This is a genomic window from Salinivirga sp., assembly GCF_035268865.1.
In the GTDB taxonomy this organism is placed as follows: Bacteria; Bacteroidota; Bacteroidia; order Bacteroidales; family Salinivirgaceae; genus Salinivirga.
This window is the reverse complement of sequence record NZ_DATFKB010000189.1, coordinates 1-13,832: the sequence shown is the minus strand read 5'-3', so window position 1 is coordinate 13,832 and position 13,832 is coordinate 1. Positions and strand designations below refer to the sequence as shown.

11 protein-coding genes are annotated in these 13,832 nt (G+C 39.0%); 7 read left to right on the top strand and 4 right to left on the bottom strand.

The genetic code is table 11. The features are described from left to right. The 3 genes from VJ937_RS11235 to VJ937_RS11225 all read right to left on the bottom strand — a co-directional run. Positions 1 to 363 (bottom strand): carboxypeptidase-like regulatory domain-containing protein (locus VJ937_RS11235; protein ID WP_324067126.1); only part of this gene is annotated, 363 nt, incomplete at its 3' end. Positions 364 to 458: 95 nt separating this feature from the next. Then, complete coding sequence (locus VJ937_RS11230) at positions 459 to 1,688, bottom strand: hypothetical protein (RefSeq protein ID WP_324067124.1); 1,230 nt, start codon at positions 1,686 to 1,688, stop codon at positions 459 to 461. A gap of 210 nt (positions 1,689 to 1,898) precedes the next feature. Next, complete coding sequence (locus VJ937_RS11225) at positions 1,899 to 4,151, bottom strand: inorganic phosphate transporter (RefSeq protein WP_324067123.1); 2,253 nt, start codon at positions 4,149 to 4,151, stop codon at positions 1,899 to 1,901. A 184-nt stretch (positions 4,152 to 4,335) separates the two neighbouring features. On the opposite strand from VJ937_RS11225, the gene VJ937_RS11220 reads away from it, so the two are divergent. The 7 genes from VJ937_RS11220 (at position 4,336) to VJ937_RS11190 (ending at position 11,884) form a co-directional block, all read left to right on the top strand. Then, on the top strand, positions 4,336 to 5,379 hold the full coding sequence (locus VJ937_RS11220; protein WP_324067121.1) for a sensor histidine kinase: 1,044 nt from the start codon (positions 4,336 to 4,338) through the stop codon (positions 5,377 to 5,379). 5 nt (positions 5,380 to 5,384) lie between these two features. Beyond that, complete coding sequence (locus VJ937_RS11215) at positions 5,385 to 6,086, top strand: response regulator transcription factor (RefSeq protein ID WP_324067119.1); 702 nt, start codon at positions 5,385 to 5,387, stop codon at positions 6,084 to 6,086. A 112-nt stretch (positions 6,087 to 6,198) separates the two neighbouring features. After that, positions 6,199 to 7,632, top strand: coding sequence for an aspartate ammonia-lyase (locus VJ937_RS11210; protein WP_324067117.1), 1,434 nt, complete (start codon positions 6,199 to 6,201; stop codon positions 7,630 to 7,632). Positions 7,633 to 7,635: 3 nt separating this feature from the next. Further along, positions 7,636 to 8,865, top strand: a complete 1,230-nt coding sequence (gene hydF / locus VJ937_RS11205; RefSeq protein WP_324067115.1) for a [FeFe] hydrogenase H-cluster maturation GTPase HydF — start codon at positions 7,636 to 7,638, stop codon at positions 8,863 to 8,865. A gap of 122 nt (positions 8,866 to 8,987) precedes the next feature. Further along, the gene (locus VJ937_RS11200; RefSeq protein ID WP_324067113.1) at positions 8,988 to 9,491 is read left to right on the top strand and encodes a sigma-70 family RNA polymerase sigma factor; all 504 of its coding nucleotides are present in this window, start codon (positions 8,988 to 8,990) and stop codon (positions 9,489 to 9,491) included. Positions 9,492 to 9,493: 2 nt separating this feature from the next. Next, positions 9,494 to 10,084 (top strand): hypothetical protein, encoded by a 591-nt coding sequence (locus VJ937_RS11195; protein ID WP_324067111.1) that lies wholly within the window; start codon positions 9,494 to 9,496, stop codon positions 10,082 to 10,084. Positions 10,085 to 10,213: 129 nt separating this feature from the next. After that, positions 10,214 to 11,884, top strand: coding sequence for a hypothetical protein (locus VJ937_RS11190; RefSeq protein ID WP_324067109.1), 1,671 nt, complete (start codon positions 10,214 to 10,216; stop codon positions 11,882 to 11,884). Positions 11,885 to 11,921: 37 nt separating this feature from the next. On the opposite strand, the gene VJ937_RS11185 is transcribed toward VJ937_RS11190, so the two are convergent. Next, positions 11,922 to 13,832 (bottom strand): hypothetical protein (locus VJ937_RS11185; protein WP_414706409.1); only part of this gene is annotated, 1,911 nt, incomplete at its 5' end.

The window sequence follows — 13,832 nt, the reverse complement described above, 5'->3', positions numbered from 1 at the left end:
ATTCTTAACAGCTTCAGCAGTTACAACAACTTCTTGCAGCACCTGATTATCTTCTTTCAAATTCAGGTTGCCAAGCAGGTTTATTTCACCAGATTCTACATTTACATCTTCAATAGTCATATTTTGATAAGAAATATACCTTACCTGAACCGTATAATTACCTGGCGAAACATTGAGCGAAAAAGCTCCATCTAAATCAGTAATTGTGCCCGTGCCAGGCATTTCTTTAATAATTATTTGAGCTCCTACAAGGGTTTCTCCCGTAGCATCATCTATAATTGTACCTCGTATTGTTCCATTTTGCGCATACATCACAGATGAAAAGCACAGTAAAGCAAACAAAACAACAGATTTTAAATTCATTTTCATAGTCATTTAATTAATATTGGTTCAGGCTGTATTTACATGAAAAAAAGCTTGCCTTATTGCTAAAGCAAGCTTCTGTGTATTTTCAGGTTTTACAGACCAAGATTACTTAATGCTCCTGATTGAGCAGCCCATGTCCAGCTAAACTCGGTAGTTGCCGGGCCAACAGTTTGAGCGCCAACTGAAGCAACCTCTGTAAGTTGATTAGCAGGAATATCCAGAAAAACTGCCTCAACAGCAACTGTGTCTGGTAAAGTATATTCAAAATTTGATACACTTCCTCCGTTTGCAGCCATGTCCGCATATGATTCTACAACAATTTCTTCTGTAGCAACGCCGAAGAAATATATATTGGACATATCTACGTTTGTGCTTCCGTCAAAATCAATTAATTCCTCTCCTAAATCACCAGCATAGGCGATACCATTATCAAAAGTATGGTTTCCATTGATGTATGAACCTTCTGGTCCATCAAGTTCGAAAAGACTTCCCTGAGGAGCAACAACAATAAAATCAGAACATGTTCCGTTCCAGGCCTGGTCAGTATCGAGGCCATCATCGCCAGGATTCCACACAACAACTTTGCTTACGTCTACTGTTCCACCAAACCACTCTATACCGTCGTCCTGGTTGGCAACAACTTCTACATATTCGACTGTTGTACCGGAGCCAACCCCACCTAAAGTAAGCCCGTTAATTTCATTACCTGCACCAATATTAGATCCTCCATGACGGATAGAAACATATCTAATAACACCAGAATTATCATCATCAGTACTTCCACCATATAATCCATTGGTATCAGAAGTAGGAATTCCTTCGATCTGAACTTCGGTTGCATCCTGATCGTTTTCATTCTGGGCAGATATTCTGGCTTTTCCCAGAACAATAACACCACCCCAAAGACCATTGATATCAGGGTCTAAATTAGGGCTTGCAAAACTACCAGCTGCAACATCTTCAGGGGTAATTTCATCGGCAACTGAAGTAAAGATAATAGGAGCTGAAGCGGTTCCTTCTGCCATTAATGTTCCTCCGCGAGCAACTAATAGTGCTGTTGCATTAGCATCTGTACCTGCTTGTCCTTTAATAATTGTACCAGGCTCAATTGTTAGAGTTGCACCCTCTAAAACAGTTATACGACCAGCCAATTCATAAACATTATCGCTAGTCCATGTGGTATTTTCTGAAATATTGTCTGTTACAAGTGTATTACCAGTACTTCCGCCACCATTGTTGTTATCATTGTCATCATCACATGATGTAAGGACAAAGCCAAAAGCAATCAGAATAAGTCCGAGAATGAATAATTTGTTTTTCATTGTGAATAAAATTTTAGGGTTTTAATTTCTGTGACAAATGAAATACTTTGCTTTGTACAGAACTTTAAGCGGGTATTAAGTAAATATTAACAAGTGAAAATTTCGGTTCAATACACTTAATATTGATTTAACATGAGATTGTAACTAACTAAAGCACAAAAAAAATGGGCTACTTACAAAGCAGCCCATTTCATAAAAAATATACTTGTATTAATCCATGTGTTTCTCGGTATAAATAACAAAGTCGCGTTGTGCTTTAAGCAGGTTAATCATGAACAGCAGCAGGTTCTTTGATTCTTGCATTAAGCCAAGGTATAGCATACTGTTGCGTGTATTTACAGCACCTTTCTTAATACGTTTAATTTGTTGCCTTCTCATTTCCTGAATATGATTTATAAGTCCTTCCATTTCAGTTACTATTTCACCTAGTTCATTATATTTTGTTTCCTTGACCAGATGTATAGTTTTATTGAAGATTTCTGAAATTTTTTCGGAAAGTTCGGCCAACTCTTTTTGCTGCTCTTTTTTAAGGGATTTATGTTTATTGGCCACATGGTCGTGTGCGGGCTCAACCACATAATTTAACGCGTGCGCCATTTCTCTCATGTAATCCAATACCTGTACGTAATAATGGCCTGTTTCGGGTGTCAATTTGTTTAATTTCTCAAGGAATCTGTATAAATTATCTTTCAAGTCCTTTATATGATTATTATAATCATGTATTTCGTTGCGAATGGTTTTTAGCTTTCTTCTATCTTCGTTTATTAAGCCATTAATGGCGACAAAATAAATTTTGGAAGCTTTGATCATAGCAGTTTTTACTGCATTGTTACTGCGATCAAGATACTTACCAGTTTCATCTATAAATTCCTGTTCATTTTCGGTTGCTCTCTCTTTTTTACGTGCTTCTGAGCTCTTGTGAGCTGCATGTGTTTTAATAATAAATATTGCGGCAATACCTACCATTATTACAATTCCAACAATACTGGTATAGTTTAAGAAAAGTGCGACCAAAAAAGCAGCAGAAAATGCGACTATTGCCGTCATAAACCAACCGGAAATTACGGTAAAAACCCCTGTAATACGATATACTGCACTATCGCGACCCCAGGCGCGGTCGGCCAAAGATGCACCCATAGCTACCATAAAAGTAACATATGTAGTGGATAATGGGAGTTTTAAGGAAGTTGCAATAGCGATTAAAATACTGGCTACCGAAAGATTCACTGCGGCTCGAATCATATCAAAGGCCGGATTACCCGGATCTTCGGGTTCGTCAGGTCTTTGAAAGCGCGATTCTATAGCTGTACGAACCCTTTGCGGTAGAATTTTTGCCAACCCTTCGTTAAAATCTACCGATACACGCACCATAAAGCGGCTGAATGCTGTGGCATCAAAGCGTTCTTCTCCTTCATCCTGTCGACTTAGGTCCACAGATGTTGCCACAACTGATTTGGCTTTGGAAGATGTCCAAAGCGTGGCTATCATAATTGCACCAGCCCCAAGCAAAATCAAAGTGCCACTTTGCACCGGTTGTGCCAAAACGCCCATCATGTATTCGGAAGCTTCCATTCCAGAAGCTGCATATGCTTTATAAGATGCCAAGCCGGCCAACGGCACCCCAATGAAGTTCACCAGGTCGTTACCCGCAAAAGCCATGGCCAGCGCAAAAGTTCCTACAATTACTACTACTCGTGGTGCATTGGTTTTAAACAAAACATATAAAACCTGTAAGATAATGGTCCAACCAATAAATGAGTAAGTAATAATTGTAAATGCATGTGTTTTTACATATTCCATAATATATTCCGGAATATATGTGGTGCCTTTCATTCCTTTGATCACAATAAAATAAAAGATCGCGCTAATGGCAAGGCCTCCAAAAGCTGACCCTGCCCATTTCAGGTTACGCCGATACCTAAATGAAAACATCAAGCGGGACAAATATTGGACGACAGAACCTATTAAAAAAGCAAGTACCACCGAAAGCAATATTCCTCCTATAATAGCAAGCGCACTGCCACTATTAATGTAGGTGCCCAAATCGGCCATGGTTTCTGTGGCATCCATTGCAATTTTTACTACCGAAACGGCAACTGAAGCGCCAAGTAGCTCAAATACTATGGAAACAGTTGTTGATGTGGGCAGACCAATTGTATTAAACAAATCTAAAAGAATTACATCGGTAATCATTACGGCAAGGAATATGGTCATAATCTCAGCAAAATTGAACATTTGCGGATTGAATATTCCTTTGCGGGCAACCTCCATCATACCACTTGAAAAGGTGGCTCCAACAAGGACTCCAAGCGAGGCTACGATCATAATAATATAGCCTGGTGCAGCTTTGGCCCCTATGGCTGAATTTAAAAAGTTAACAGCATCGTTACTTACTCCAACAATAAGATCGGAAATTGCCAGTGCAAATAGCACTATAACAAAAATGAGATAGATATAATCCATAATCCTTAATTAGTCGTTTCAAAAATGTCTGCTAAAAAATCAATTTTTTAGTGATTCTGTATTAAATTAATGTTAAGTTGTACTATTTCACTCTTATTTAACTCTAAAATAATCAATCATTGGTTATTTTTACAATTTATTTATGAACAAATCCAACTGATATAGTACAAAATAAAAGAAACAAATGAAAAGTGTATCTTCAAAGCAGCTCACACTACTTATTTCACTTGTAATTACATTTGTTAGTTTCTTGTACTGGCTCATCGACTTTTTTCTTATTACATCCTGGTGGATTGGCATTTTATGGATTTCCACTGTTTTTATCGTGAGTTACTTTACGATCCGTTACATTCTAAACCATTTCATATACGATAAAATAAAGCCCATTTATAAATCGATACACGATATCAATATTAAAAATAAACTAGCCAGAAACCAAGCTGAACCTACCGACATAATTGCCAAAGTAAAAAATGAAGTAACCATATACAGTGAACACAAAACACAGGAAATAGAACAGCTCAAAGAGATGGAGCGCTATAGAAAAGAGTTCCTGGGAAATGTGTCACATGAGCTAAAAACACCAATTTTCAATATTCAGGGCTATATTTTGACGCTCCTTGACGGAGGTATAGACGACCCAAATATCAATAATTTGTACCTGGAAAGAACCGAAAAAAGCATTAACAGGATGATCTCTATTGTGGAAGATCTTGAAACAATTACACGACTTGAAGCCGGAGAGCTGGAGCTAAAATTCACAAATTTTGATATTATCGGGCTTGTGGCAGATGTTTTTGAAATGCACCACATGCGTGCAGAAGAAAAACAAATATCATTGAAGTTTGGTACGGGTGCCGAGAAACCAATAAAAGTAAATGCTGATAAAAGACGAATATTCGAAGTAGTATCCAACCTTGTAATTAATGCCCTAAAATACGGAAAACCCAAAGGAAGCATAAGAGCAAGTTTTTATGATATGGACGCCTATACGCTTATTGAGATTAAAGATGACGGAATTGGTATTTCACCAGAAAATTTACCCAGAATTTTTGAAAGGTTTTATCGCGTAGATAAAAGTCGTTCAAGGGAAGAAGGTGGTACCGGACTTGGTCTTTCAATTGTTAAACACATCATTGATGCACATAACCAAACCATCAATGTGAAGTCTGATATAAACAGAGGAACAACCTTTTCCTTTACCCTGAACAAATCAACAAAAAAATAATACTCATGCCAGAACCGAAACACCAAAAAATATTGCTGGTTGACGATGAATCCGATATTCGGGAATTTATTAGTTATAACCTATCAAAAGAAGGTTATAATGTTAGTACAGCAAGCAATGGCAAAGAAGCCATACAAAAGGCCATTGAATTAAAACCCCATCTCATCATTCTAGATGTAATGATGCCTGAGATGGATGGTATTGAAACCTGCTCACAACTCAGACTTATAAAAGAGCTTAACAGTACCATTATTGCATTCCTAACTGCACGGGGAGAAGATTACTCTCAAATAGCAGGTTTTGAAGCAGGCGGCGACGACTACATCACCAAACCAATAAAACCCAAAGTACTCATCAGTCGGGTTAAAGCTCTTTTAAAAAGGTACAAAGGAATACAGGAGACCAAAAATGAAGGCTCAACGAATACCATTGAAATTGCAGGCTTAACAATTGATAAAGAAAAATACATTGTAATTAAAGGAGAAGAAGAGCTGATTCTGCCTCGCAAAGAGTTTGAATTGCTTGCGCTTTTGGCATCAAAAAAGAATAAAGTATTTACACGCGACGAAATTTACAGCTCTGTTTGGGGTGATAATATAATTGTGGGTGACCGCACCATTGACGTGCACATCAGAAAGCTCAGGGAGAAAATTGGTAATGAGCTAATAAAAACCATTAAAGGTGTGGGTTACAAGTTTGTTGATTAAGGTGTTTATGGTAAGATAAAACACTCATTATAAATAAAAGCCGTTTAAAATAGGGCCATATTAACATTCTTCCATAAATTTGCTACGGGTAAAACCTACTTAGTAAATTATTATGAGAATCGAAAAAGACTTTCTGGGTACCAAAGAAATAGCCGATCAGGCATTGTATGGCATTCACGCACTCAGAGCACGTGAGAATTTTCCGGGCCATAGCACATTTAACAAAAACTGGTACAAAGCAATGGGCCTGGTAAAGCATGCCTGTTACCTGACCTACGAAAAATATATTAATGCTGTAACAAAAAAATATGGAAAACAGGCTCCTGTTCAAAAGATTGAGCAAGAAAAGATAACCGCCCTACAGCATGCTGCACTAAAAATAGCCAGTGGAGATTTTTTTGAGCAATTCATTGTACCAGCCATTCAGGGTGGTGCGGGTACGAGTATCAATATGAATATCAATGAAATAATTACCAACCTGGCCCTGAATGACCTTAAGAGAAAGCCCGGCGAGTATGAATTTATTGATCCGATAGAACACGCCAACATTTTTCAGTCGACCAACGATACCGTACCTACAGCCCTTAAAGTTGCCATAATGAAATTGCTCGAAGAGCTTGAAGAAACTGTGAATAATTCACGCAACCAAATAGAAACACTTGAAAAAAAATACAGAGACGCACTGAGAACGGGCTATACCCAGTTGCAGCAAGCTGTTCCGACTTCCTACGGAAAAATGTTTAGTGCATACAACGATGCCCTTTCGCGGGACTGGTGGCGCATATCGAAATGTGCAGAACGTATTAAAGTAGTAAACCTGGGCGGCAGCGCCATTGGAAGTGGCATTACCGTACCAACATATTTCATTATGGAAGTGGTTCCAACATTGCAAAAACTCACAGGGCTACCCATTACCCGCGGTGAAAACATGATGGATGCCACAAGCAACCTCGACAGTTTTGTTGAGATACACGCCACATTAAAATCGCTTGCTGTGAACCTGGAAAAAATCGCCAGTGACCTTCGTTTGCTGGCTGCTGATATTTCAACGCACAGTGAATTTACCATACCCGAACGGCAAGCCGGCAGTTCAATTATGCCCGGCAAGGTAAATCCGGTAATATCAGAATTCATCATCAGCTCGGCGCACAAGGTTTATGCAAACGACCAGATAGTGAGTACGCTCGCTGGCCAGGGGCACTTAGAATTAAACGCTTATATTCCGCAAATAGGCGATGCTATTTTGGAATCACTGGAAATTCTAATCAACGCAAATCGCTCTATGGCAGCCCACCTCATCAATGGCATTTCCATTAACACTAAAGAGGCAGCTGCCAAACTTTACAACAGTCCATCTATTTGCACTGCCCTGATACCTTATATCGGGTACCACAAGGCGGGAGATTTGGCCAAACACATGCATCAACACAAAACATCAATTTTTGAAGCCAATGAAAAGTTGCTTGTATTAGAACCAAAAAAACTGGAACAAATCACTCAGGCATCAAACTTGCTTAAATTAGGTTATAAACCAAGCGATCTTTAGGTTATGCAAAAGGGAAAAGCATCAACACCACATATAGGTATTTATGGCAGAAGGAACAATGGGAAAAGCTCACTTATTAACCAATTAGCCGGACAAGACATTGCCATTGTTTCAGATTTTGCCGGTACCACCACTGATCCGGTGAAAAAATCATTTGAAATAACCGGGTTCGGACCGGTAATATTGATCGACACCGCAGGCATTGACGACGAAGGTGAATTGGGGCAAAAGCGCATAGCGAAAACCAAAGCCTCCATAAAAAGTATCGACCTGGGCATTCTTGTAATTACCGATAATCATTTCGATGATTTTGAAGCCAACATCATCAAATCGTTTCAAAAAACCGACACTCCGTTTTTTATTGTTCATAATAAAAGTGATCAGTCAGAACTAAAAACAGATTTAGCCCAGGAACTACATGGTAAATACGGGTGTAAAATTATATCGCACAGCACATTTACCAATGGGCAAGCCGAAATGATCATTGATACCATAAAAAAAACAATTCCCGAATCGGCTTATTCCACTCCTTCCCTGGTTGGCGATTTGGTGCAATATGGCGACATCGTTTTACTCATTACCCCAATTGATATTGAAGCCCCTGAGGGAAGGCTTATACTGCCACAAGTACAAGCCATTCGCGATATTTTAGATAATGATGCGGTTTGTATTGTACTGAAAGAACGCGAAGTGGATAGTTTTCTGAAACAAACGGGCATTAAACCCGCCCTGGCCATTACCGACAGTCAAATATTTACCAAAGCCGATGCTTCAATCCCGCGGGATATTCCACTTACGAGCTTCAGTATAGTACTGGCCCGCTTCAAAGGTGATTTTGATGCTTACCTGCAAGGAACCCCAAAACTAAACGACCTACAAAACGGAGACAGAATATTATTGCTGGAATCGTGCACACACCATGTGGCATGCGACGATATAGGCCGCGTTAAAATCCCAAGATGGATATCTGCTTTCACAGGAAAAGAGCATGAATATGAGGTGGTTGCAGGATTAAACGACCTCCCCCGCCCCATTACAGATTATGCACTCGTAATACAATGCGGAGGCTGCATGATCACCCGTAAACAACTGGTCAATCGCATTAAACCTGCCATTGAAGCAGGCATTCCAGTAACCAACTACGGAATGGCCATCGCCTATGTGCAGGGAATTTATAAAAGAGCTGTTGCTCCATTTACAAAGCAACCCGATTCATCTGATGATTATTTGTAGTACCTCATATTACAATGCTTTTCAGCAAAGCAGACTAAAAAAATTGACTTATTTGTGATTTTTTAGACTTTCGTGTTACGTATTGGTTAAAATTAATAAGTCAACAATTAGAATAAACAAAGATGGCTACCAACAAAGAGGACAAATTCATTAATGTATTTGAAACCAACATTGGCATTATTCTGAAAATAGCCGCGGCTTATACTGATATAGCCCAGGACAGAGAAGATCTTATTAATGACATAGCACTCGAGCTTTGGAAATCATTTGACCGTTTTCAAAAAAAATCAAAAATATCTACCTGGTTATATCGAGTAGCGCTCAATACAGCAATGAACTATAACAGGAAAAGAGAAAGAAACAATATTTTTATTCAACACAGCAGCGATGCTCTAAACAGAGCAAAAATAATAGAGCCGGATAATTCACCGCATGATTATGATTCACTTTATCAACACATCAACAAATTAAACGAAATAAATAAAGCCATTATATTACTTTACCTCGAGGAGAAATCGCACCGTGAAATTGCTGAAATTACCGGTATATCAGAAACAAATGTAGCTACAAAAATCGGCCGGATAAAAGCCCAAATTAAAAATTCTATAACCCCTAAAGCTCATTAATCATGGAACTAGATGACCTTAAATTGATGTGGCAAAACCAGGAAAAACAAATTGCAAAAAACACTAAACTCAACAGGGAAATTCTAAGGTATATGCTCATAAAAGCACCGCAAAGACGTATGAACAAAGAAAAGTTCAGTGCCATTGTGAATATTGCATTACCATTAATCATTATTTCCGTAATTCTGATCCCCAACATTGAATTACGCAACACGTTTAATTTTTATCTGGGAGTTGTTGCTTTTGCCGTGCCTTTTATACTCACATACACCTGGAGTATCCAATATTTTTTGACGATTAATAAAATCGATTTTACAAATCCAATTACAACAATAAAAAAACGCATAAAACAACTGGAACGGCAAAAAACAAAGATTACTAAATTAGGCTTCATGCTAATGCCAGTAGCTATAACAGGTATTTTCATTATGGGAAAAATAGAGCTCTTTACCACTCACTCGCTTTTACCCCTTGGTTTAATTATACTCATCATGATTATTTCAGGTTTATATACTTTTAAAATTGCACTTCATAAGCGCTTTACAGAATTTAAAAAAGAAATAGAAGCAATTGAGAACCTGGAAAAAGATTAAATAACCTGGAAATACAATTAAGGAAAAGCATTTAGATGTATTATCTTTAATGACTTTAATCGGATTAATTATAGTGAATGTGCACTATAATTAATCCGAGGTTTTATGTGATTTTGTTAATTTGCCATTATGAAAGGACAAAACCTAAAAAGAGCATATCACAAATACCTAAAATACGTTTTATTGTTTAGCATACTGCTAAGTTGTAAAACTGGCATATCTCAAGGTCCGTCAGAAAACCATGAGAAGTACAAACTTTACAAAGCAAAACTCGAGAACCATTTTTTGATTAAAAGCGATCCGCTCACATTTCCACATTACGGCACTTATATTCCTGCACACAAAAGAAACCCATATGACGGATTTCCTAATTCCGGAGAAATTCACTGGACCGATGCCGGACATACCATTGGTTTCTATCTGGCCACGCTAGCCACGGAATATGCACTGCTGGCGCATAAAAAAGACACCCAAAGTATGGGCAAAACGCTTACAGACATTGTGAACGTTTTGCGCACAATAGAAAGGTTAGACTATCTGGCAGAGATACGCTATGGTCAGGGAGCTGAAAAACTAATGAAGGTAGGAGATTCAGTAATTGTTCCATATCCATATCCAAAAGGTAGCTTAAATGGTTTTTTCATCAGAGATGATGTATCGCGTATTGAAATTTTTACGGATAGCGCACCGGAACTCTGGAGCAAAAAAGGCATTAAAACATTTGTGCAAACACCCAAATTATCATCAGATTACGGCAATCATGGAGAGATGAGCCAGGATCAGGTGTGGAACCTGATGCAAGGACTGGCGTTGACCCAAAAGCTGGTGAAAACTGATGAAAAGTTCATGGATGGGGAAGGTGAATTGGTAAAGCCGGGTTACTGGGCCCAAAAAATTACTTATCGCATTGCACGAACCATGCAAACCAGAGTGGTGCTCGACCTTTTTGGAGTGCCTATACCACTAAAACTTTGGGCCATTGTGAACCCGGCAACCGGAGAAATTGTAAGGCGCGGCGGAAAGCCCGTGGATCTGATATTCAATGCAAGGCTTTTTGGTTATGCCATGAACGAAATTACAGCACAAAAATTTGGTGATCTTCGATATGGCCTGAAGCCACAATTAATGCTTACCCTGCCCCTGCCCGGTCACAAGCACTTTAACGATCATGCGAAATTAGCGCTTGCTACCATCAGCCAAAGGCAATATGCCCAATCATTCGACAGCTTATTGTACTGGTGCTACCGCACCGCCCAAAGCTACAATAAAGGTATGCCCGAATCTTATCAAATGTTCTCGTTTGCACATTTCCCGCTGATTTACCTCATCTTACACAATCCAAACATTGACTATAACAATCCGTTTTATCATTATTTTCTTTCGTACATTGATTTAAGATTAAACCAGGCCCCAAAAGAGGGCCAATGGCGAAGCCTTTACGATGTAAACAACGATGGAACCATCAACAAACACGATCATCCCGAACCTTTTTGGTCTGCCGGGAAAAGATTGGTTAAACCTGTCGGAAAAGACTACGTGATTAATAAAAACGATCCGGCCACGCGGCCATGGGAATACAATGGGTTAGATTATATGCTGTTGTATAATCTGTTTGAATTGGTTAAAATAGAATTTTTCAAACAACCCACCAGTGCAAAAAACAAAACAAATTTCGAATTTAATGGATGGCAAGATGCCAAAGGCCGGCGCTGGAAAAAGGTTGATGAAAATGATATTAAATTGCAAAAAAACAGTACTGTAATTCCTTTTCAGTTTTATGGTAAAGAAATGGGCAGATAAAAACTTACCTGCCCATTTTAAAGATGTTGATTATATTTTATTCTTTGATCTCCGGAATTCTACCCGGTGTCCATGGAGCACCCAATTGGTTGAGCGCTTCTTCCAACGCAGGAATTTTTTCTTCTGATATTTTTTCAAGACGTTCTGCAATTGGTGGGAAAATCTCTTTCATTATGGCATATTGCTCTTTTGCTGTACCGGTTACATTTGTAGTAGAGCTGTAGTGTATCCACATAAGGTTGCTCATTCTTCTCAGCACAGGTATTTCGGCTGGTGGAATCTCTTCCCAACTGGCTTTTGCATCTACACCATGTAATTTGAACCTGATATTTTCAAGTTCGCTGGCAAGCGCTCGTGCCTGGTCGGCCAGCTCTTGCGAAGCTTCTGGTGTAGCATAAATAGCCTGCTGAATAGTAGCTGCTTTCTTTATCAACTCTTTATTCAGGTAATCAGCTCCTCTTACAGCTCCGTACATTTTCATTACTTTATTCTGGAATGCCATAAGTTCAGTGCGGTCATCAGCTGGCAATGTGGTGTTTTCCAGTGCATTTACTTTAAAAGTTTTGGGGCCTGCCAGTAATTTTTCTTTACCATCGTCCCACAATGCAAGTTCCACTGAATATTCACCCGGTGCGGCCATCACTCCTGAGCCACCGGTTTTAACCGGGTTGAATTCATCTTTCTCAGACATTGGGTAAAGCGCTGTGTAGCGTAAATCCCAGTTTATGCGGTTCACACCTTTTGATGGTCTTTTATTGATTTTACGTACAATATTTCCTTTTTCATCTTTAATGGTAAAAATCAGGTGGGCCTGTTCCTCCAACTCCTCTTTTTCAAGAGCTCTCCATGTTGGCTGAGGAATACGTTCACCTTCTTTAAAAAGCTTCTGCTCTTTCTTTCTGCGCTCCTGGCGTTTTGTTTTTGGAGCATCTTTCAGATAATAGGTAAATACCGCACCAAATTTTGGATTTTTAGCATAATAATAATCAGATCCCTGATTGTAGCGGCCGCGTGTTTGCGCGTATTGCAATGCATTAGGCACATCGAACAAATGTGCTTCTTTTTTGAGCATCTCTTCAGTAATATTTCTTAATGGTGCGTAATCGTCAATAATATAAAATCCGCGACCAAACGTAGCAATTACCAAATCATTCTCGCGTGATTGAATAGCCATATCCATTACAGCAATAGCGGGCAGGCCTTTACTTAACTTATGCCAATTTTTACCGCCGTTAAGACTAAACCAGGCAGAAAACTCCGTTCCGGCAAAAAGTAAGTTTTCATTCAAATGATCCTGGGTAATGGTATGAACAGGGCCGTTTTCGGGCAATCCTTCTACCATAATATCCCAGGTGCGCCCTTTATTGCTGCTTTTGAGAATATATGGTTTAAAGTCGTCTCTTTTATGATTATTGAACGTAGCATAAACAACATTCGCATTAAAGCGGTCGGCAAAAATATCGCTCACATAAGTATGTTCAGGTACACCCGGAAAATCGGTAACTTTTGTCCATGTTTCGCCACTATTTTCAGTTACCTGAATTACACCATCATCAGTACCGGCAAATAAAAGACCCTCCTGAACCGGTGATTCAACCAACGAAACAATGGTTCCGAACTGTGAGGTAGAAACATCTTTAGCTACTGCTTCTGCACTCCAGTATTTACCCATTACCTTCCATGTATTACGGTCGATTTGTGCCGTAAGGTCATCACTTATTACCTCCCAGCTATTGCCGCGATTGATTGATTTAAATACCTTATTGGCAGCACAGTACAGAGTTTTATGGTCGTGCGGACTAAGGATTAAAGGTGTATTCCAGTTCCATTTATAGGCTTTTTCATCCTTACCTTCCAAAGGTTTAATCTTTACAGTTTCGCCCGATTTCTTGTCGTAGCGAAACATATTTCCATATTGATACTCGGTATAAACAATATTAGGATCGGT

What these genes read in the sequence shown, in the direction of transcription:
- VJ937_RS11230 (WP_324067124.1), bottom strand. Translation starts at nt 1,688, where the DNA reads ATGAAAAACAAATTATTCATTCTCGGACTTATTCTGATTGCTTTTGGC.
- VJ937_RS11225 (WP_324067123.1), bottom strand. Translation starts at nt 4,151, where the DNA reads ATGGATTATATCTATCTCATTTTTGTTATAGTGCTATTTGCACTGGCA.
- VJ937_RS11220 (WP_324067121.1), top strand. Translation starts at nt 4,336, where the DNA reads ATGAAAAGTGTATCTTCAAAGCAGCTCACACTACTTATTTCACTTGTA.
- VJ937_RS11215 (WP_324067119.1), top strand. Translation starts at nt 5,385, where the DNA reads ATGCCAGAACCGAAACACCAAAAAATATTGCTGGTTGACGATGAATCC.
- VJ937_RS11210 (WP_324067117.1), top strand. Translation starts at nt 6,199, where the DNA reads ATGAGAATCGAAAAAGACTTTCTGGGTACCAAAGAAATAGCCGATCAG.
- hydF (WP_324067115.1), top strand. Translation starts at nt 7,636, where the DNA reads ATGCAAAAGGGAAAAGCATCAACACCACATATAGGTATTTATGGCAGA.
- VJ937_RS11200 (WP_324067113.1), top strand. Translation starts at nt 8,988, where the DNA reads ATGGCTACCAACAAAGAGGACAAATTCATTAATGTATTTGAAACCAAC.
- VJ937_RS11195 (WP_324067111.1), top strand. Translation starts at nt 9,494, where the DNA reads ATGGAACTAGATGACCTTAAATTGATGTGGCAAAACCAGGAAAAACAA.
- VJ937_RS11190 (WP_324067109.1), top strand. Translation starts at nt 10,214, where the DNA reads ATGAAAGGACAAAACCTAAAAAGAGCATATCACAAATACCTAAAATAC.